This window comes from Halorussus salilacus (assembly GCF_024138125.1).
GTDB classification, from domain to species: Archaea; Halobacteriota; Halobacteria; order Halobacteriales; family Haladaptataceae; genus Halorussus; species Halorussus salilacus.
Map to the genome: position 1 here is coordinate 894,647 of NZ_CP099993.1, position 18,017 is coordinate 912,663.

General features: G+C 69.1%; 14 protein-coding genes. 7 read left to right on the top strand and 7 right to left on the bottom strand.

Going from position 1 to position 18,017, the window contains the following annotated elements; genetic code table 11:
* Nucleotides 1–75: 75 nt before the first annotated feature.
* Entirely contained in the window at nt 76–1,317 is a 1,242-nt protein-coding gene (locus NGM10_RS04560) for an MFS transporter (RefSeq protein ID WP_253482285.1), read from the top strand.
* 114 nt (nt 1,318–1,431) lie between these two features.
* Nucleotides 1,432–6,057: a glutamate synthase large subunit gene (gene gltB / locus NGM10_RS04565; protein WP_253482287.1), complete on the top strand. Its 4,626-nt coding sequence runs from the start codon at nt 1,432–1,434 to the stop codon at nt 6,055–6,057.
* Nucleotide 6,058: 1 nt separating this feature from the next.
* Here the strand turns inward: gltB and NGM10_RS04570 are convergent, their stop codons facing one another.
* Nucleotides 6,059–6,832, bottom strand: coding sequence for a GNAT family N-acetyltransferase (locus tag NGM10_RS04570; RefSeq protein ID WP_253482289.1), 774 nt, complete (start codon nt 6,830–6,832; stop codon nt 6,059–6,061).
* Nucleotides 6,833–6,962: 130 nt separating this feature from the next.
* The gene (locus NGM10_RS04575) at nt 6,963–8,156 is read right to left on the bottom strand and encodes a DNA cytosine methyltransferase (protein ID WP_253482291.1); all 1,194 of its coding nucleotides are present in this window, start codon (nt 8,154–8,156) and stop codon (nt 6,963–6,965) included.
* Between the two features lie 111 nt (nt 8,157–8,267).
* On the opposite strand from NGM10_RS04575, the gene NGM10_RS04580 reads away from it, so the two are divergent.
* The 3 genes from NGM10_RS04580 to NGM10_RS04590 all read left to right on the top strand — a co-directional run bounded on the left by NGM10_RS04580 (nt 8,268) and on the right by NGM10_RS04590 (nt 11,265).
* A complete protein-coding gene (locus tag NGM10_RS04580) occupies nt 8,268–9,257 on the top strand; it encodes an NAD-dependent epimerase/dehydratase family protein (protein ID WP_253482292.1) in 990 nt (329 codons plus the stop codon).
* 215 nt (nt 9,258–9,472) lie between these two features.
* Nucleotides 9,473–10,144 (top strand): hypothetical protein, encoded by a 672-nt coding sequence (locus NGM10_RS04585; protein WP_253482294.1) that lies wholly within the window; start codon nt 9,473–9,475, stop codon nt 10,142–10,144.
* A gap of 71 nt (nt 10,145–10,215) precedes the next feature.
* On the top strand, nt 10,216–11,265 hold the full coding sequence (locus tag NGM10_RS04590) for an NAD(P)-dependent glycerol-1-phosphate dehydrogenase (protein WP_253482295.1): 1,050 nt from the start codon (nt 10,216–10,218) through the stop codon (nt 11,263–11,265).
* Between the two features lie 11 nt (nt 11,266–11,276).
* On the opposite strand, the gene NGM10_RS04595 is transcribed toward NGM10_RS04590, so the two are convergent.
* The 5 genes from NGM10_RS04595 to NGM10_RS04615 all read right to left on the bottom strand — a co-directional run bounded on the left by NGM10_RS04595 (nt 11,277) and on the right by NGM10_RS04615 (nt 15,646).
* Nucleotides 11,277–11,768 (bottom strand): DoxX family protein, encoded by a 492-nt coding sequence (locus NGM10_RS04595; protein WP_368408645.1) that lies wholly within the window; start codon nt 11,766–11,768, stop codon nt 11,277–11,279.
* Between the two features lie 57 nt (nt 11,769–11,825).
* Nucleotides 11,826–12,248 (bottom strand): type II toxin-antitoxin system VapC family toxin, encoded by a 423-nt coding sequence (locus tag NGM10_RS04600; protein WP_253482297.1) that lies wholly within the window; start codon nt 12,246–12,248, stop codon nt 11,826–11,828.
* Nucleotides 12,245–12,502, bottom strand: coding sequence for an AbrB/MazE/SpoVT family DNA-binding domain-containing protein (locus NGM10_RS04605; protein ID WP_253482299.1), 258 nt, complete (start codon nt 12,500–12,502; stop codon nt 12,245–12,247). Before NGM10_RS04605 ends, NGM10_RS04600 begins: the two co-directional genes overlap by 4 nt.
* Before the next feature lie 39 nt (nt 12,503–12,541).
* Nucleotides 12,542–13,078, bottom strand: a complete 537-nt coding sequence (locus NGM10_RS04610) for an NUDIX domain-containing protein (RefSeq protein WP_253482302.1) — start codon at nt 13,076–13,078, stop codon at nt 12,542–12,544.
* A gap of 762 nt (nt 13,079–13,840) precedes the next feature.
* Nucleotides 13,841–15,646 carry a S9 family peptidase gene (locus NGM10_RS04615; protein WP_253482305.1) on the bottom strand — a complete coding sequence of 602 codons (1,806 nt, stop codon included), beginning with the start codon at nt 15,644–15,646 and terminating at the stop codon, nt 13,841–13,843.
* A gap of 494 nt (nt 15,647–16,140) precedes the next feature.
* Here NGM10_RS04615 and NGM10_RS04620 point away from each other — a divergent pair, with 494 nt between their 5' ends.
* Nucleotides 16,141–16,743, top strand: a complete 603-nt coding sequence (locus NGM10_RS04620) for a DUF7344 domain-containing protein (protein ID WP_253482307.1) — start codon at nt 16,141–16,143, stop codon at nt 16,741–16,743.
* A gap of 99 nt (nt 16,744–16,842) precedes the next feature.
* On the top strand, nt 16,843–17,982 hold the full coding sequence (locus tag NGM10_RS04625; RefSeq protein ID WP_253482310.1) for a glycosyltransferase family 4 protein: 1,140 nt from the start codon (nt 16,843–16,845) through the stop codon (nt 17,980–17,982).
* Nucleotides 17,983–18,017 lie beyond the last annotated feature (35 nt).

The following is an 18,017-nucleotide window of genomic DNA, read 5'->3' on the forward strand; positions in this document are numbered from 1 at the left end:
AGTGACACGGGGTAGGTCGCCCGCGCGGTCGTCCGGTTCCGAAACGGCTTTTTTGTCGCCGGAACCCCTTTCGGTGTGAACGAAGAGAGATTTCAGTTCTACGCGCTGTATCTCACGCGGTTCGCCAGCGGCTTCGGGTTCATCACGCTCGTGACCCTGTTGCCGACCTACGTCAATCTCTTCGAGGCGTCGGACTTCATGGTCGGACTGTTCACCACCGCGTTCACGCTCGCCCAGACCGCGGCGGTCGTCCCGCTGGCCTGGGCTGGCGACCGCGGAGACAAACGGCTCGTGCTGGCGGTCTGTCTCGCCCTCGGCGTCGGAGTCTACGTCGCGTTCACGCTGGTCGGGTCGAGTCTCCAGTTCGTGTTGGTCCGCGGGATTCAGGGGGTTGTGGTCGCCGGGACCAGCCTGCTGTCGCTCGCGCTGGTCGGCGAACTCGCGCCCGACGACGCCCGGGCGAACTACATCGGGAAGGCAAACGCCGCCCGGTTCGCGGCGGGCGTCCTCGGGAGCCTGGGCGCGGGGAGCCTCTACGAACTCTACGGGTTCGAGGCGGTGTACACCGTCCTGATCGGTCTCCTCCTGCCCGCGCTGGTGGGGGTGTGGTGGTTCGTGGACGCCGACGAGGTCCGCGTCCGGGGCAACCCCTTCTCGGGACTCGCGTTCAACCGTCGGCTCCTCACGCTCACCAGCTTTCGCGCCCAGTACGCGGTTGCGGTCACGCTGGTCCGGACGTGGGTCCCGATATACGCGGGCATCACCGCCGCCAGAGGGGGACTGGCGTACGCGCCGTTCGTCGTGAGCCTCCTCATCACCGCCGAGAAGCTCACGAACATGCTGTGTCAACCGTACACCGGCACCCTCTCGGACCGCGCCGGGCGCTCGCTGTTCGTGTTCGTCGGCGGCGGGTGTTACGGTCTCGTGGCGCTCGCAGTGCCGTTCACGCCCGATATCGGCCGCCTCGTCGGCGCGCCCGCGACGTTCCCCGTGGTGGGCACGCTCTCGGCCGCCTTCCTGCCGCTTCTGGCGTGCAACGCCTTGCTCGGGGTCGCCGACAGCCTCCGCGAACCCGCGAGCATGGCGCTGTTCGCCGACGAGGGGACCGACGACGGGAGCGTCGCCTCCAGTTTCGGCATCCGCGAACTCGTCTGGAAGCCCGGGGCCGTCCTCGCGCCGATGCTCGGGGGCGCGCTCATGGGAATCGGCATGGAGTGGGTGTTCTTCGTCGGCGCGGCCGCCGCGTTCGGCGGCGTCCTCACGTTCCTCGGCATCCTCGCGAACGACCACGGGGCTCGCGCGCTCACACAGTGGTGAGCATCGTGGCGTCGATATTAGCGTACCCGAGAATCTAAGGTTCATTATTCGTGGTTAGTTCATCCTTAATGATTCAGGGGTAGGCTCTTAACCCGGAGCGACGACGCCCCGGACATGAGCCAGCAACGACGCGGAACCGACACCGGAGACCGGCGACTCCTCGCCGACCCCGACGACCACCGCGCGAACTGCGGCGTGGGGGTCGTCGCCGACCTCGGCGGCGACGGGAGCCACGACGTACTCGCCGACGGACTCGAACTGCTCGAAAACCTCGAACACCGCGGCACGACCGGCGCGGAGGAGAACACGGGCGACGGCGCGGGCGTCCTCCTCGCCAAACCCCACGACTTCTTCGCCACCGAGGTTCCCGACCTCCCCGCCCGCGAGGAGTACGCCGTCGGGAGCGTCTTCCTGCCGACCGACGCCGACGCCCGAACAGACCTCCAGGAGTTCGCCGACGAGGTACTCGCCGACGCCGACCTCGACCTGTTTCACGCCCGGGAGGTGCCGACCGGCGACGCCGACCTCGGGACGACCGCGCTCGACTCCGAACCCGCGGTCGAGCAGTGGTTCGTCCGGCCCGCCGACAGCGGGGACGAAGGCGAGCGCGAAGGCGAAGGCGAGCGCGAGCTATCGGCGGAGGCCTTCGACCGCAGGCTCTACGTCGCCCGGCGCGAACTGGAGCGGGCCGTGGCCGAGCGGTTCCCGGACGCCGACCGGTTCTACGTCTGCTCGCTCGACCGCCGAACCCTCGTCTACAAGGGCCTGCTGACGGGCGACCAGCTCGGCGACTACTACCCCGACCTGACCGACGACCGAGTCGAAACGACGTTCGCGATGGTCCACGCCCGCTTCTCGACCAACACGCTCGGGGCGTGGCACCTCGCTCACCCCTACCGGCGGGTGGTCCACAACGGCGAGTTCAACACCATCCGGGGGAACGTCAACTGGATGCGCGCCCGCGAGACCGACCTCAGTACGGAGAGATTCGACGCCGACCGGGTGACGCCGGTCGTCGCCGACCCCGAGGGGAGCGACACCGCCGCGGTCGACGACACGCTCGACCTCCTCTTGCAGGCCGGTCGGGACCTTCCCCACGCGCTCCGGATGCTCGTCCCCGAGGCGTGGCGCAAGGACGACCTGCCCGACGACCGCCGGGCCTTCTACGACTTCCACGCCTCCCTGCTCGAACCGTGGGACGGCCCGGCGCTCGTCGCCGCGACCGACGGCGAGCGCGTCGGGGCGGTGCTCGACCGCAACGGTTTGCGACCCTGCCGGTACGACGTGACCGCCGACGACCGCCTCGTGATGGCGAGCGAGGCCGGAGCGCTCGACACGCCCGAGTCCGACATCGTCGAGCGCGGCCGCCTCGAACCCGGCCAGCTCTTCCTCGCCGACGTCGAGGAGGGCCGAATCGTCCCCGACGCCGAGGTGTTCGACGACCTCGCCGACGAGAAGTACGGCGAGTGGGTCGAGCGCGAGCAGGTCGAACTCGACGCGCCCGAGGACCCGACGCCCCGCCGGACCGGCGGGGCGTCGGGTCCGGAGGGGGAGGCAGAGAAAAACGGTGAGGCGGAGGGGAACGAGGAGACCTCGCTCCGGGCGCGCCAGACCGCGTTCGGCTACACCCACGACGAACTCGACCAGTTGCTCGCACCGATGGCCGAGGCGGGCAAGGACCCGGTGGGGTCGATGGGCGACGACACGCCCCTGTCGGTCCTCTCGGGGTTCAACCGCCCGCTGTTCTCGTACTTCAAGCAACTGTTCGCGCAGGTGTCGAACCCGCCAATCGACTACCTCCGGGAGGACTGCGTGACCAGTCTGGAGTGTCGTCTCGGCCGCCAGCGCAACCTCCTCGGCGAGTCGCCCGACCACGCCCGCCAGCTGGTGCTCGACTCGCCCGTGGTGACCGACGCCGAGCTGGCCGCGGTCCGCGAGCAGGACGAGCTCCCGAGCGCCACCGTCGACGCCACCTATCCCGCCGACAGCGAGCTCGAAGCCGCGGTCGAGCGGCTTCGGCGCGACGCCCGCGAGGCGGTCGAGGCCGGTGCCGAGATCGTGATCCTCTCGGACCGCGAGGTGGGTCCGAGTCGGCTCGCGATTCCGAGCCTGCTCGCGACCGGGGCGGTCCACCACCACCTCGTCCGGGCGGGCCTGCGTACCCACGCCGGACTCGTCGTGGAGTCGGGCGACCCCCGGACGGTCCACCACCTCGCGTGTCTCGTGGGGTACGGTGCGGGCGCGGTCGACCCCACCCTCGCGTTCGAGTCGGTCGCCGACCTCGTGGCCGGACCCGACGGCGCGGACGCCGAGGAGGCGATAGCGTCCTACGTGGGTGCGCTCGAAGACGGCCTGCGCAAGACGATGTCGAAGATGGGCATCTCGACGGTCGAAAGCTACCGCGGTGCCCAGATATTCGAGGCCGTGGGGCTCGACTCGGACTTCGTGGCCGAGTACTTCGAGGGCACCGAGAACCGGACCGAGGGAATCGGCATCGCGGAAATCGAGGCCGACTGCCGCGAACGCCACGAGTCGGCGTTCGGGGCCGACGCCGACCCCGAACTCGACCGACAGGGCGAGTTCGAGAACCGTTCGGGCGGCCGCCACCACCAGTGGAACCCCGAGACGGTCGGGGCGCTCCAGCGGGCGGTCCGGGCCGACGACCCCGAGGAGTACCGGGCGTTCGCGGCCCGGATAAACGACCAGAACGAGCGACTCCAGACCCTCCGGGGCCTGCTCGACTTCGACGCGGCGGGCCGCGAGTCGATTCCCGTCGAGGAAGTCGAACCCGTCTCGGACATCGTGACGCGGTTCTCGACCGCGGCGATGAGCCTCGGGTCGCTGAGCCCCGAGGCCCACGAGAACAACGCCGTCGCGATGAACCGCATCGGCGCGAAGGCCAACACCGGCGAGGGCGGCGAACCGCCCGAGCGGTTCGACACCGAACGGGAGTGTTCGGTCAAGCAGGTCGCCTCCGGCCGGTTCGGCGTCACGAGCGCCTACCTCGCCAGCGCCGACGAGATACAGATCAAGATGGCTCAGGGCTCCAAGCCCGGCGAGGGCGGCCACCTCCCGGGGCGGAAGGTCAACGAGATGATAGCCCGCGTGCGGTACGCCACGCCGGGCGTGGGCCTCATCTCGCCGCCGCCCCAGCACGACATCTACTCCATCGAGGACCTCAAACAGCTCGTCTACGACCTCAAGGCGGCCAACGAGGACGCCGACATCAACGTCAAGCTGGTCTCGGAGGCCGGAATCGGCACCATCGCCGCCGGGGTCGCGAAGGCCAACGCCGACGTTGTCCACGTCTCGGGCCACTCGGGCGGGACCGGCGCGAGCCCCCGGACCTCCATCAAGCACGCGGGCCTGCCGTGGGAGCTCGGACTCGCGGAGGCGAATCAGATGCTCCGGGAGACCGGCCTGCGCTCGCGCATCCGCGTGAGCGTCGACGGCGGGCTCAAGACCGGCCGCGACGTGGCCATCGCGGCACTGCTCGGCGCGGAGGAGTTCTCGTTCGGCACCGCGAGCCTCGTCACCTCGGGCTGTGTGATGGCCCGCCAGTGCCACGAGAACACCTGTCCCGTCGGCGTCGCCACCCAGCGCGAGGACCTCCGAGCGCGGTTCCCCGGCGAACCCGACCACGTCGTCAACTACATGAGCTTCATCGCCGCGGAACTCCGCGAGCTCATGGCCGAGTTGGGATTCCGGACCGTCGAGGAGATGGTCGGCCGCGTCGAGTGTCTCGAACAGCGCGACACCGACCATCCGAAGGCCCGCGGGCTCGACCTCGCTTCGGTCCTCGCGGAGCCGACCGACCACGACCCCGCGGCCCCCCAGGCGACCAAGACCCGCGAGCAGACCCACGAGCTCGACGACCACCTCGACCGCGACCTGCTCGCGGCGGCCGAACCCGCGATTCGAGAGGGCGCGCGCGTCGAACTCGACGCCCCCATCACCAACCGCGACCGCGCGGTCGGCGCGATGCTGTCGGGGCGGGTCTCGGAGGAACACGGCGAGGCCGGGCTTCCGGAAGGCACCCTCGCCTGCTCGTTTCGGGGGACCGCGGGCCAGAGCTTCGGTGCCTTCCTCCAGTCGGGCGTGGACTTCCGCCTCACTGGGGCCGCCAACGACTACCTCGGCAAGGGGCTGTCGGGCGGCCGCATCGCGGTCGCTACCCCGAACTCGGCGGGGTACGACCCCGCCGAGAACGTCGTGGTCGGCAACGTCGCGCTCTACGGCGCGACCGGCGGCGAGGCCTACGTCAACGGCGTCGCTGGCGAGCGGTTCGCGGTCCGCAACTCCGGCGCGACCGCGGTCGTGGAGGGACTGGGCGACCACGGCTGTGAGTACATGACCGGCGGCATCGTCGCGGTGCTGGGCGGGACCGGCAAGAACTTCGCCGCGGGGATGTCGGGCGGCGTGGCCTACGTCCTCGACGAGAGCGGGGAGTTCGACGAGCAGGTCAACACCGGGATGGTGCGTCTCGAATCGTCGCTCTCGGAGCGCGACGAGGTGGTCCTCCGGCGGCTGGTCGAGAACCACGCGGTCTACACCGACAGCGAGCGCGCCGCGGAACTGCTGGCGAACTGGGAGAAGTCGCTGGCCGGGTTCGTGAAGGTGATGCCCGAAGCCTACGAGCGCGCCGTGACCGAGGAGGGTCGCGAGGACGTGCGCAACTCCCCGCCGCCGAAGGCGAGCGCCCCCGGGGAGACCCCGCCGGTTCGGGGGAGCGCCGACTGACTCACAGGTACGCCGCGTCCCACCTGACCGGCTTCTTCTGGTTGCCACACGCGTTGCACTCCAGTCGCTCCATCGAGTCCATCGCGTTGTCGAAGCTACCGCAGTTCGCGCAGAACCAGCCGAACAGGTCCTCGCCCGCCTCGTCGCTGTAGGCGGCGTAGAAGGGGGCCTCCGACCCGCGCTCGCTCTCGGCCCAGTTGACGTGGAGGGTCCGACCCTCGAACTCGCGGTTCTCGAACTGCATTCCGCCCTGCTGGACGTAGAGGTTCTCGACGAAGGTCTCGCCGCCGATGTCGCGCTCGCGGTCGCTGGCCTTCTCGAAGCCGTTTTCCTCGTAGAAGCTGCATCCGCGCTCGTTGTCGGCGAGGACCTCCGCGGCCATGCGCTCGACGCCGCGCTCCGAGAGGGTCGCCTGCGTGTGGTTCAAGAGGGTCGTCCCCACGCCCTGGTCGCGGCTGTCGGGATGGACGTGGAGCCAGAGGATGGTGCCGGTCTCGTCGTCGGCGAGGAGGCTCTGTGAGAAGCCGACCACCTCGTCGCCCGCGACCGCGAGGAGGTAGACCATTCCGTCCTCTTCGAGTTCGGCCGCCAGCGCGTCGTCGCCGTACCACTCGTCGGCGGCGCGGTCGATGACCCCCTCGTCGAGGATGTCGTCGTAGGAGGCGTGCAACGACTGGCGCGCGACGCTCCGGATGCCCTCCGCGTCGCTCGATTCGGCTTCGCGGATTTCGATACCGGTATCCTCGCCGTCGGAGTCGGCCTCTCTCTGTCCCATGAGTTTCCTTCGACGTTGTGAGTGATAAGCGTTGTACCCGGGGGACCCGACGGCGCGGAGATGGCGACGCGGAGGCGACGACGCCGACGTGGCGACGCGCGAGCGTCCTCGAACGAAGTCGTCCCGCGGGCTACTCGGTGGTCGGGTGCGCCTCGCTGGCGTCGCCGTGGTTCGCCAGATGGTCGGCGACCGCCCTCCCGATTTGCTCGGCGAGTTTCACCGGAACGGCGTCGCCGACCATCTGCTGGCGGTCGCTGATTCGGCTCGCCACGAACCGGTAGTCGTCGGGGAACGACTGCAACCGGGCGGCTTCCCGAATCGAGAGCAGGCGGTCCTGTGTCGGATGGACCATCATCGACTTCCGGAAGTTCGCCACGGTGAGCGCGGGTTCGTCCTCTTCGAGTCGGTAGTAGATGTGGCCGTGGGTCCGCGACCGGTCGGTGTAGTCGTCCATCAGTTCGGCCGGGATGTCCTCCCAGTTGCCGCCCTGTGGGATGTGCTCGAACCGCTTTCGCGTCTTCTCGCGGTTGACCGTGGTCTTGTGGTTGTAGAGGGTGTCGTCGCGCACGTCGGCCCGCATCTCGGCCGCGTAGTCGCTGTGGGGGTCGGCGTCGTACTCCATCACCGGGTCTCCGCCGCCGCCCGCGGGGAGTTCGGGCAGGTCGAGCAACGCCTCTCCCACGGTCACGACGGGGTCGAGGTCGTCGGCCGAGTTCGTCAGCGTCTTCTGTCGGCCCCCTTCCGCGTGGGTCGGGGCCGGGAACGGCGGCGTCCCCTCTTTCACCCCGACGAAGAAGACTCGACTCCGGGCCTGCGGGACGCCGTACCGTTCGGCGTGCAGAATCCTGTGCTGGACCGTGTAGCCGAACTCGCGGAGTTCGGATTGAACGATGTCCTTGACATCTCCGTCCTCGCGGCCCATCGAGAGCAGTCCGGGGACGTTCTCCATGACCACGACCGCCGGGTCGAGGTCACGGACCACCCGGAGGAAGTGCATGAAGAGGTCGTTCTTGGGGTTGTCGGGCGACCGCGTCTGCATGTTCGCCATCGAGAACCCCTTGCACGGCGGCCCGCCAGCGACGACGTCCACCGCGTCGGGGTCCCCGCCCCCGTCTGCGACGTGGTCGCGTATCGCCGCGGCGTCGAGCTCCCGGATGTCGGCGTGAAGCGGGTCGTGGTCGTGGTTGTGGTCGTACGTCTCCACGGCTGGCTCGCTGTAATCGACCGCCCCGACGATGGTGTGGCCAGCGTTGGCGAACCCGGTGCTCAGTCCGCCCGGTCCGCTGAACAGGTCGACCACGGTCGGTGAACGCTCCTGACTCATCGTCGCTCAGTCGAATCGGTGTTGCGAAGCCATCCTATTTAGTAGCTCGTGATTCGCCCGGCAAAGTTCGTCTTCCGGTACTGATTTCAACGCGTGAGGGGACGTTCTGGTATGGACACCGCGCTCGTCATCGGCGGCACCCGGTTCATCGGCCGCCACCTCGTCTCGGAACTGCTCGACCACGGCTACGACGTGACAACCTTCAATCGAGGGAACCACGACGACCCCTTCGCCGAGGACGATTCGGTCGCCCGCGTCGAGGGCGACCGGACCAACGACTCGGCGCTGGAGGCCGCGAGGGCGGAGGTCGACCCCGACGCGGTCTTCGACTGCGTGGCGTACGAGCCCCGCGAGGTCCGGGCCGCGACCGAGATATTCTCGGACGCCGACGCCTACGTCTACATCTCCAGCGGCGACGCCTACGGCTCCGAGGAGATTCCCAAGCGCGAGGGCGAGACCGACCTCCGACCCTGCACCCGCGAGCAGGCCACCGACGACTCGGGCGAGACCTACGGCAACCGGAAGGCCGAGGGCGACCGCGCGATATTCGAGGCCGCCGAGCGCGGCGTGAGCGCCTACAGCGTCCGGCCCTGCATCGTCTACGGTCCCCACGACTACACCGAGCGACTCGACTACTGGATAGACAGGGTGAACGAGTACGACCGAATCGTCGTGCCGGGCGACGGCGACAACCTCTGGCACCGCGCGTACGTCGAGGATGTGGCGGCCGCGCTCCGGGTCGTCGCCGAGGAGGGGACGCCCGGCGAGTCGTACAACGTCGGCGACCGTCGGCTCGTCACCATCGACGAGATGCTCGAACTGATTGCGGGCGCGCTCGACACCGATATCGAACTCGTCCACGCGGGCGAGCGCGAACTCGCCGCGGCAGACCTCGACTACGACGATTTCGTCCTCTACCGCGAGTACCCCCACGTCCTCGACACCGACAAGCTCGCAGACCTCGGGTGGGAGTCGACCCCGCTGGAGGAGGCGATGACGAGGACCGTCGAGGAACACCTCGACAGCGACCGCGACGGGAGCGAGTACGACCCCGGTAGAGACGCCGAGGAGCGCGTGCTTGGCGTTCTCGACACGCTCTGAGGGTCGTTGATTTCTCGCCGATTAGTAACACACCGATTACCGCTCTCTCGTTCTGAGGCCACGAGAGCACTCGAAACGTCGTTAATCACCACTTTCGACCGTTCGAAGGACCGCGCTATCCGCTTCAGGAGGCTGATAACAAACACCCTCCGCGTCCATCCCGGAGGTATGCCACCGCAGCGCAGTCGTCGGACGACCCCGAACCGGAGCCGACGATGATACGCTACGCGCTCCGGGCGGCCGTGAGGGGCGTCGGCGTCGTCGGCCTGACCGCGGTCGAGGCCACCGCGCTGTCGGTCTGGCTGGGGTTGGCCCTCGACGCGCCGTCGGTCTCGGTCGCGGCCGGAATCGGCGTCGCCGCGCTGGTCGCGGGTCTCCTCGTGGAGGGGCTACTCCGCCACCTCACGGTCAACGGCTGGCGACACGAGATTCCCGCCCCGTCGGTCGCGGGGGTCGCGCTGGTCGAGACCGGACTGTGGCTCGGGTGGTTCTCGACCGTGCGGGGGACCGACGACCCCGCCAGCGCCGCGGTCGTCGGACTCGCGCTCGCGGTCGGTCTGGTGCCCGTCCACGCCGCGACCGACGACCTCCTCCAAGGTCGCAACCCCGTGGCGTCGCTGGTCGGGCGCACCCCCGTCGGCCTCGCGGTCCTCGAAGCCGCGGGTGCGACCGCGTGGTTCCTGCTGGTCACCGGGTCGGTGGCGGTCCCCGAGTGGGTCGGGGCGCTCCCGTTCGAAGGGTTCACGCCGGGCGCGGCGGTCGGCGGCGCGGTGCTGGTCGCGGCGCTGTTCGTCCAGCACGTCCTCGCGATTCGGTACGCCCTGCGGGCGACTCGGGCGACCGCGACTCCCGCGTGGCGGTCGTCGCGGGGCGTCGGGCCCGAGTGAGGCGGCGCGCCGCCTCACTCGGGCCGCGCGAGAGGGCAAACGGTTTCCCCGCCCGCGAGAGAGTAGCCACCATGTTCGAGAAGTCGACGTGGATTCGGCTCCCCCGGAACGTGGTGGTCGGCCACGGCGTCCTCGACCGGACGGTCGAGGCCGTCTCGGAGCTCCACCTCCACGGGCGTCCGCTCGTCGTGACGAGCCCGACCCCCCGGGAGGTCGCGGCCGAGCGCATCGTGGCCGACTTCGCCGACGCGGGCGACGACCCCGCGGTGGTCGAGGTCGAGGAGGCCAGCTTCGACGCGGTCCAGCGGGTCATCTCGGTCGCCCGCGACGCCGAGGCGGGCTACCTCGTCGGCGTCGGCGGCGGCAAGGCCATCGACATCGCGAAGATGGCCAGCGACGACATCGGCACCGGCTTCGTCTCGGTGCCGACCGCCGCGAGCCACGACGGCATCGTCTCCGGACGCGGGTCGGTCCCCGAGGGCGACACCCGCCACAGCGTCGCCGCCGCGCCGCCGCTGGCGGTGGTCGCCGACACCGAGATACTCGCCGACGCGCCGTGGGAGCTCACCACCGCGGGGTGTGCCGACATCATCAGCAACTACACCGCGGTCAAGGACTGGCGGCTGGCCAACCGGCTCCAGAACGTCGAATACTCCCACTACTCGGCGGCGCTCGCCGAGATGACCGCCGAGATGCTGGTCGGCAACGCCGACACCATCAAGGAGGGACTGGAGGAGTCGGCGTGGGCGGTCGTGAAGGCGCTGGTCTCGTCGGGCGTGGCGATGTCCATCGCCGACTCCTCGCGGCCCGCCAGCGGGTCCGAACACCTGTTCAGCCACCAGCTCGACCGGATGGTGCCCGACGCCGCGCTCCACGGCCATCAGGTCGGGGTCGGGACCGTCGTCGCCGAGTACCTCCACGGCGGCGACTGGCGGGGCGTCCGGGACGCGCTGGCGACCATCGGCGCGCCCACGACCGCCGCGGAACTCGGCATCGACGACGAGACGGTGGTCGAGGCGCTCACCTCGGCCCACGAGATACGCGACCGCTACACCATCCTCGGCAACGGCATGAGCGAGGCGGCCGCCTACGAGGCGGTCGAGACGACTGGCGTCATCTGAGATTCCGAACCTCAGTTCGTCTTCCGGTCGTCGTGGGCCACCCGGAGGAACGCCAGCGTCCCGCCGAGCAGGGCGGCGTTCTTCAGGAAGTGGACCAGCTGCTGTTCCTTCTCGTCTTCGTCCTCGACGTTCCAGAAGTCGTGCATGAGCGGCGTGACGCTCACGAGGAAGCCCGCGGCCGCCACCGCCGCGAGTCGGGGGAGCTTCCACGTCGCGATTCCCAGACCGCCGAACAGCAGGCCGCCGCTGACGAGCGGCACCGTGGTCCCGGCCGCGGGAGCGCCCTTGCTCTCTGCGTACTCGACGTTCCCCTCGATGTCCCGGAGGTTGTCGAACGCCGTGAACGCCAGCACGCCACCGAACAGCGCGCGGGCGAACCGGAACGTGGTCGAGTGGGTCTTCGGCGGGACCGCCCCGGAGTCGGTGTCTCCGCCCGATTCGGTCTCCGGCCGCGGGTCGGTCGCCGCGGGCCGCTCTATCGAAACGCCGCCGAGTATCGACATGGACGCAGGTACGCCGGTGAGCGACGTACGTCCGTTCGCCGTCGGGACGCCGACCGTTCAATCCCACACGATGGGAACGTCGCTGTCGGCGATCACGCCGTCTTTGGTCAAGATAGCGTCCGTCCCGCGGCGCTCGTGACTGGCGACGATCATCGCGTCGTGAATCGAGAACTCGTCCATCCTCCCGGCGAGACGCCGGAGTTCCCCGTAGTCGGTCCGGACGAGTTCGATTGGCGATTCGCGTTCGATGGCGTCGAGGACCGAGCGAACGTCCTCCGGTTCGGCGACTTCCTCGACGCTTATTCCCCGTATCTCCTCGCGCTTGCGGAGGATGTAGCTCGTTTCGGCGAGGACGATGGACGGGAGTTCGAGGTTCGCATCCCCGGACTCGGCGTCTTCGACCGCCGCCCGTGCCCGTTCGGGGAGGATGTCGAGCAGGTAGTGGATGAGTGCGACCGAATCGACCGTGTAGGACTTCATTCGACGCTCCAGTCGTCCTCGCGTTTCGCTCGAATTTCGTCCCCGAGTTCCGCCGCGAGTCCCTCGCGTTCGTCCTCACTCATGTCGCCAGCGAGAAGGCCGCGAGCGCCGGTCCGTTCCTCCTTGCGGACGACGATGCCGTCGTCCGTCTCCTCCCAGACGACGGTGTCTCCCGGTTCGAGGCCGTGCTTCTCGCGAAGCTCCTGTGGAATCGTCGTCTGGCCCTTCCTCGTGATTCGGGTCGTCTCGCTCATATCGGGTAGTACTTCTCGTAGTACCAAAAAGCCTCGCCACTACTCCGCGGCCGGAATCGGGAACGCCGCCAGTTCCTCGTACAGCAGGTCGTCGGGGCGTTCGTCCCACCACCGGGCCTCGGCGATCTCGCCCTCCCGCGGGCGGACCTCGCCCGAAACGTACTCGCCGTCGAAGACGACGATGAGGCGGGCGAGCGCCGGGCGCTCGCCCGCCTCCGCGCGCATCTCGACTCGGTGGACCTGCCGAATGTCGCGGAGTTCGACCTCGACGCCGGTCTCCTCGCGGGTCTCGCGCCGGGCGGTGGCTTCGAGCGACTCGTCGGGTTCCTGCTTGCCGCCGGGGTCCGACCACGCGGTCTCGCCCTCGTGGCGGACCAGCAGGACCCGGCCGTCGGCGTCGGTGGTCCAGACGCCCGCACCGCCGAGCGTGCCGGACTCGAACCGCTCGACCACGTCCTCGTGGTCCTCGGGCGGGAGCGTCCAGGTCTTCTCGACCGTCTCGAACGCGCCCCAGTCGGCTTCGAGGCGGTCGAGGGCGGCGTCGGCGCGTCTGCGCGAGCGCTCGGTGAGGGTCATGTCGTGAATTCGCACACGAGCCGACAAAAGCAACCCGAATCCCGCACGCTCGACTCCGTCGCCGAGAGGGGACGACAGGCCGAACTTAATCCGGGAGCCCGAACCGAAAGGAGTCGTTACGGTAAATCGAGGAGAAAGCCCCGTGCTTTAGCGCGGGGATGAATCCGACAAACCCTCAACAACCGACATTATCAAGTAGCCCGGCGTCGTACCGTGCGGTAAGACAACTCGCGTAAACTCTCAATCGGAAGAACCGGGGCCACTTCCCGCTGATACGGACGGTTCCACGCCCACCACCGGCAAACCCGGTGGGGAGTACGTGGTTGGGACTCGTTCGCCGTCCTCACAGTATCCCTACCCGTCACTGGAGACGGTCGGTAACGACCGCGCACACGAGGGGGTGACAGCATATCAAAACACGCCCCGTTCGCGGTTGCACTCCGCCTTCGTCGGCGGAGTACGGTCGATGGCACGACCCGTGTCCACCCACGTTCCAACCGTGGGTGGTTGCCCGGTATTCGGACGCTTCGGTCAAGCGGTATCAGGTACGGCACAAGCGGATACCGCGTCCATCTTGGACGTTGAATACGCCATACCCTCGTTTCGAGGGCCGACGTGTAGCGCGCACGAACCCGGTACTCACCACGCGGGGTGAGGAAGTTGCCTTCGGGGGCTGACGGAACGGCCCGACGCCCCACGAAGGAATCCTCGCGCTTTAGCGCGGGGAGGATGTCAACGGCGATAGGCCGCACCCGACTCGGCTCAGACGTGCTCGTCGAGGAAGTCGGCGACGGTGGTGTAGGCCTCGATGCGATTTTCCAGCTTGCTGAAGCCGTGGCCCTCGTCGTCGAAGATGAGCTTCTCGACCGGGACGCCCTGTTCGGCCGCCTCGTCGGCGATCTGCTCGGCCTCGCCGACCGGCACGCGGGGGTCGTTCGCGCCGTGGAGGACGAGCAGGGGCGCTCGGATGTTCTCGACGTTGTTGATGGGGCTGATGGATTCGAGGAACTCGCGGTCGTCGTCGAGCGACCCGTACTCGGCCTCGCGGTGTTCGCGCCGCCAGTCGCCGGTGTTTTCGAGGAACGTCACGAAGTTGGCGATGCCCACGACGTCGACGCCCGCGGCCCAGAGGTCCGGATACTCGGTGAGCGCGGCCAGCACCATGAAGCCGCCGTACGACCCGCCCATGGCGACGATGCGGTCGGGGTCGACCGCCGGGTGGTCGCCGAGCCACTCCACCCCGGCCTCGATGTCGGCCACCGAGTCCATCCGCTTTCTCACGTCGTCGAGGTGGGTGTAGGCCTTTCCGTAGCCCGACGACCCCCGGACGTTCGGCTCGAAGTAGGCGTATCCGCGATTCAGGAAGTACTGCTTGACCGGGTTGAACGACGGCCTGCGCTGGCTCTCGGGGCCGCCGTGGATGCTCACGATGACGGGGGTCTCGCCCTCCGTCGCGTCCTCGGGAACCGAGAAGAACGCGGGAATCTCCCGTTCGTCGAAGGACTCGTACCGGACGAGGTCCGGGCTGACGAACGACTCCTTCGGGAGGCCCGCGGTCGCGGCGTCGGTCCAGCGCTCGGCCTCGCCGGTCTCGGCGTCGACGACGTGGACGTTGGTGTTCTCGTCGCTCCCGGCGACCGGGACCGCGAACCGCCCGGCGTCGTCGTCGAACGCCGCGCCCCCGGTGACCCCGCGCGGGAGGTCCGGCGTCGAGAGCTCCCGGTAGGCGGTCTCGCCGGTGAGTTCGGCGACGGTGAGTTCGGTGTAGCCGTCGACGTTCCGGCCGAAGACGAACCGGCCGGTGTCCTCGTCGAGCGAGACGTTCTCGACGTTCCAGTCGCCCCCCTCCTCGACGACCGCGAGGTCGCGGTCGTCGAGGTCGAGGCGCGCGAGGTACCGGGTGTCGGCGTCCCGGTCGGTGCTGAGGTAGAGGGCCTCGCCGTCCGGGCTCCAGTTGACGTCGTGGTACCGCGCCTCCCCCTCGTGGGGCGTGACGTGGTCGAAGTCCCGGGTTTCGAGGTCGAGGACGTACACGTCCTGATCGAAGCTGGAGCGGGACTCGACCACCGCGAGCCGGGAGTCGTCGGGGCTCCACCCCGCGACCGAGAGCCAGCCGTCGCCCTCGTGGACCAGCTCGGCGTCGTCGCCACGCTCGTCGCGGCCCTGGACGTACACGTCGAACACCGACTCGTCGCGGCGGTTCGCGGCGAACGCGAACGCCGACCCGTCGGAGTTCCACCCGCCCCAGTAGTGGATGGCCTCGGGGGTGTCGGTCAGGGGCGTGACGGTTTCGCCGTCCCCATCGAGCAGGAACAGCTGGGTCCGCTCGTTCCCGCCGTGGTCCATCCCGAAGGCGAGTTCGTCGCGCTCGGGCGACCACGACGCGAAGGTGATTCGCTCGTCCTCGAAGGTGAGCTGCCGGGGCCACGCGCCGGGTTCGTCGAGTCGCCACACCTGCGGGACGCCGGTCGTGTCCATCAGGAACGAGAGCCGGTCTCCCGCCGGTCCGAACGACGGTGCGGTCGCGTTCCGAACGTTGAGATACCGCTGGAAGTCGTACGTAGTCACGGGACGTGTTTCCGAGTCGACCGATAAAGCGCTTTGGACTGCGGAAGTCGGGACCTTCGGCCGCGGAAGTCGGGACCTTCGGCCGCGGAAGTCGGGACCTTCGGCCGCGGAAGTCGGGACCGCGCGGTCCCGACTTCCGCGGAGACGACCCGGGAACGGCGGGTAATCCGACGCGAGACGCTGGCTCGCCCGAGAAACCGACGATGGAACTCGGGTAACAGTCGGTTCCGCTTGCCGCCGGACTCGGCGGCCGAGCAGACCGGTCAGCCGGTCGCGCCGCGGGGGCGACGGCGAATCGGCGGGGCGACGAGACGTGTTTCTTCGCGCGGTTCCGGCCGCGAATCGATGCCGAAGCGGGCGAGCCGGAAGCGGCTGTTTCCACCCACCCGACACGACGCAATTGGCTGTTGAGAAATTGAACGGTCGGCACGGTCCGTAAACGTTCGAACCGGTTTATCACCGCCTCTATTGTCCGTTTCCTTCGAGTACGAATTATGGCCTCCGAAACCGGACACCCGTCTCAGAACCCGAGAGCGTCACAGAACGTCACCCGTCCCTCACGCGCCGAGGTCTTCGACGCGGTGAAGAACCTCCGTCGTCGCTACGTGCTCTACTACCTCCAGCGACACGACGGGCCGGTCGAACTCGGCGAGCTCGCCGAGCAGGTCGCGGCGTGGGAGAACGACGCCACGGTCGCGGAGGTGTCGCCCAGCGAGCGCAAGTCGGTCTACAGCGCGCTCCACCAGACCCACCTCCCGAAGCTGCAGGCCGCCGGGGTAGTCGAGTACGACGCCGACCGGAGTCTGGTCGCGACCTCCGATCAGGCCACGAGACTCGACCTCCGGTTGGCGAGCGACCCACACACGTCGGTCCCGTGGCACCGGCTCTACCTCTCGCTCGCGGGGGTGAGCCTCGTCGTCCTAGTGTCGCTCTGGCAGGGAGTCCACCCGTTCGCGCTCATCTCGGGCGTCGAGTTCGCCCTGCTGGTCATCGCCTCGTTCGGTCTGGCAGCGCTCGGACACACCTACGACCTGCGGCGGTGGCGGCGACGCGCCGAACACGCCGCCCCCGACTTCATCCTCGAACTCGACGACTGACTCCCCGAACTCGACGGCTGACGCCGACGCCGCCGGAGTTCGGAGGCCCGGCGAGCCGGAAAGGCTGGGTTTTTAGTGGGCCGCTCCGTGGCGGTTCGTATGCGCGTCGCGTTCGTCTCGGAGACGGTGGCCCAACACCGGGAGACGGGGGCCACGGAACGCACTCGACGCACCGCCGAGGCGCTCGCCGGGCGCGGTCACGACGCGGTCGTCTGTTGCGCCCAGTGGTGGGACGGCGACCACGAGACCTTCGAGCAGGGGGGCGTGACCTACCGCGCGGTCACCGACGAGTCGCCCGGCGACGCCCGCGGATTCGCGCTGGGACTCGCGGGCGCGCTCCGGGCCGCCGACCCGGACGTGATTCAGGTCTCGCCCGCGACGCCCTCCCACGTCGTCGCCGCGAAACTCGCCAGCATCGCGCTTCGCGCGCCCCTCGTCGTCGACTGGTACGACGCGCCCGAACCGGGCGACGCCGACGACCCGCGGTGGCGGCTCGCCGCCGCCGCACCCGAACTCGTCCTGACGCCCTCCGAGACGGTCAGGACCCGGGTCCGGGAACTCGGACCCGACGCCGACGCGGTTCGGGTGGTCCCGAACGCAATCGATATCGACGCGATTCGGGCGGCCCAGCCCCGCGAGGTCGCCGACGTCGTCTACTCGCGGCGGCTCGACGAGGACGCCAACCTCGAAAGCCTCCTGCTCGCGCTCGCGGAGCTCCGGGACCGCGACTGGTCGGCGCTCGTCATCGGCGACGGCCCCGAACGCGACGTCTACGAGCGACAGGTCCGCGACCTCCGCATCGAGGACCGGGTGTCGTTCGCGGGCCACCAGCCCCTCGAAAACCGGCTCGCGGCGTTCAAGGGCGCGCACGTCTACGCCCAGACCGCCCGCCGAGAGTCGTTCCCGACCGACCTCCTCCGGGCGCTGGCGTGTGGCTGTGCGGGCGTGGTCGAGTACCACGTCGATTCGAGCGCCCACGAACTGGTCGAGCAGGAGGACCGGGCGTTCCGCACGACCAGCGAGCAGGAACTGACCGACGCGCTCGTCGCGGCCTCGGAGATGGAGCGGCTGGACTTCGACGAGAACTTCGCGGAGTACGACGACGAGGCGGTGCTGGACCGATATCTCACCGCGTACGACGAGGCCGAAGAACGGCTGAGCTGGGTGGAACCGGCGGCTGTGGCGGGCGGGGTGCTGGCGGTCGTGGCGCTCGCGGTGCTGTTGGTCGCGTTCCTCTGAACTCGGTTTCGTCGGCGTGAGAATCGGTTTCGTCG